2 protein-coding genes are annotated in these 2,544 nt (G+C 66.7%); both read left to right on the top strand.

What is annotated here, in order from left to right; all coding sequences use genetic code 11:
* Nucleotides 1-122 precede the first annotated feature (122 nt).
* A complete protein-coding gene (locus tag C0Z19_RS27590) occupies nucleotides 123-998 on the top strand; it encodes a site-specific integrase (protein WP_102613000.1) in 876 nt (291 codons plus the stop codon).
* A gap of 21 nt (nucleotides 999-1,019) precedes the next feature.
* Nucleotides 1,020-2,189 carry an IS91 family transposase gene (locus C0Z19_RS27585; protein WP_102612999.1) on the top strand — a complete coding sequence of 390 codons (1,170 nt, stop codon included), beginning with the start codon at nucleotides 1,020-1,022 and terminating at the stop codon, nucleotides 2,187-2,189.
* Nucleotides 2,190-2,544: the final 355 nt, after the last annotated feature.

Genomic DNA, 2,544 nt, shown 5'->3' with positions numbered 1-2,544 from the left:
GGACTAAACCGCTCGCGCGGTAGGGGCTACGGTCCGGCGCTGGAGGTCAGGGAGAGGCCGGTCACGCGGCTTTATGTTGGCGAATGAGGCAATCCGCCTCGTTCTTCAACAGGAGCCGAATCATGACCTCCTTACCGGCAAACGCCAGCCCACTACGCCAGCGCATGATCGACGACATGCGCATGCGCCAGCTTGCCCCGAAGACGCAGGAGAGCTATCTGCGCATCGTGCGCGAGTTCGCCCGGTTTCTCGAGCGCTCGCCCGACATGGCCACCGTCGAGGACCTGCGGCGCTACCAGCTCTATCTGGTCGATCACGGCACCTCACCCGTCTCACTGAACCGCGCGATCACCGGCCTGAAGTTCTTCTTCACCGTCACGCTCGACCGGCCCGAGCTGATGGTCAGGATGCAGCCGGTGCGCGTGCCCCGCGTATTGCCCGTGGTGCTCAGTCCCGATGAAGTGCGGCGGCTCATCGAGGCAGCCGGCAACCTGAAGCACCAGACCGCGCTGTCGGTCGCGTACGGCGCGGGGCTACGCGCCAGCGAAGTGGTCGCGCTGAAGGTCACCGACGTCGACAGCGAGCGCATGACACTGCGTATCGAGCAGGGCAAGGGCCGCCGCGACCGCTACGCGATGCTCTCACCTGTGCTGCTCGAGCGTCTGCGTGTGTGGTGGCGCGTGGCCCGCGCGCAGGGCAAGATGCTCGATGGCGGGTGGCTGTTTCCCGGGCTCGATCCGGTCGATCCCCTGAGCACACGGCAACTGAATCGCGCCATCCACGCCGCCGCCGAGGCCGCACACATCGACAAGCGCGTGTCCATGCACACGCTGCGCCATAGCTTCGCGACACACCTGCTTGAACAGAAGGTGGACATCCGCGTGATCCAGGTGCTGCTCGGCCATGCGAAGCTCGAGAACACCGCGCTTTACGTCCAGGTGGCCACCGACCTGCTGCACGAGGTCACCAGTCCGCTGGACCGTCTGCCCTCCGAGTAGGCCCGCGCGCTGTAGCGCCTCATGCTGGAGGTTGCGGACATCTTCCGCAGCCACGGGCCAGCGTGGCGGGCCACAACGCACCTGAGCCTGGGGCAGCTGAAGGTCATGTCAGCCATCGAACGGTGCCGCACGGCGGCACTGGGCGGACATGTGCTGCGCTGTTCAGGCTGCGCGAGGACAGAGGTGTCCTTCAACTCGTGCCGCAACCGGCATTGCCCGAAGTGCCAGGCCAGCGCCGCCCAGCGCTGGCTGGAGGCACGCCAGGCCGATCTGCTACCCGTCGAATACTTCCACGTCGTCTTCACGCTTCCCGCGCCTGTCAGCGCGATCGCCTGGTACAACAAACGGATCATCTACGGCCTGCTGCTCGACATTGCCGCCGACACGCTGCGCACGATCGCGGCCGACCCCAGGCATCTCGGCGCGCAGATCGGGGCCACGCTCGTACTGCACACCTGGGGCTCGGCACTCACGCATCATCCCCACGTGCACGGCATCGTACCGGGCGGCGGACTCTCGCCCGATGGCGAGCGCTGGATCGCCTGCCGGCCCGGCTTCTTCCTGCCGGTGCGCGTGCTCTCACGCCTGTTTCGCCGGCGCTTCCTCGAAGCGCTCGAAGTGGCCCACCGGCATCGCCAGCTACAGTTCTTCGGCGAGTACACCGGGCTCGCGGACCCCGCCACCTTTGCCCGGTGGCTTGCGCCGCTGCGTACCTGCGAATGGGTGGTCTACGCCAAGCGCCCGTTCGCCGGACCGAAGGCGGTGCTCGAGTACCTCTCACGCTACACGCACCGCGTTGCCATCTCCAACCAGCGCCTCGTCGCCTTCGATGAGCACGGTGTCACGTTCCGCTGGAAGGACTACCGCGCGAAGGGACGCACCCGCTACAAGACCATGACCCTCGAAACCGGCGAATTCATGCGCCGCTTCCTGCTTCATGTGCTGCCCGGCGGCTTCCATCGCATCCGTCACTACGGGCTGCTCGCCAACCCCGTGCGCCGCGCCAGGCTCGCCAGGGTGCGCGATCTGCTGCACGCCGCACCCGGGATCAGCCCGTCACCGGACGACGCCACCGTCGAAACCCGGCCCGTCTTCATCTGCCGGCACTGCGGCGCACCGATGATCGTCGTCGACATCCTCGCGCGCAGCGCCCCGATCCGCGCACCGCCAATGCGCCGGGAGCAGACATGAACTCCACGGTTCCCCGACATCCGAACCGAGCGTCGGCTTTGCGGCAACGCGGCCCACGAGTGGACGTTTGCGCGTGTCGCTTCTCGAAGCGCTTCGCCCGCCCGCTTCATCATCTCGAATGCACGACTGCACCGCTTCGCTCTGGCGTTAGCGACGGTCCGGCACATCGCCTGAACGCGCCGCATCCGGCACCGCTGAGTATCCCGGCCTATCAATCGCCATAGCCGCGAAGACTTCAAGCGCTTCGGGGCACTCCGCGGTTTCCTCCATCGAGGCTTATTCGACGCCTGCCCACACGCGCGGCGGCACCGTCACATTCCTGTGGCCGATGGCAGGCATCGAATAACCCTTAACG

It is taken from the genome of Trinickia soli, assembly GCF_002879855.1.
GTDB lineage: Bacteria > Pseudomonadota > Gammaproteobacteria > Burkholderiales > Burkholderiaceae > Trinickia > Trinickia soli.
This window is presented reverse-complemented; position numbering and strand designations above follow the sequence as displayed.

Bases quoted from the DNA above. Each gene is read 5' to 3' on its own strand.
- C0Z19_RS27590 (WP_102613000.1), top strand. From the start codon at position 123: ATGACCTCCTTACCGGCAAACGCCAGCCCACTACGCCAGCGCATGATC.
- C0Z19_RS27585 (WP_102612999.1), top strand. From the start codon at position 1,020: ATGCTGGAGGTTGCGGACATCTTCCGCAGCCACGGGCCAGCGTGGCGG.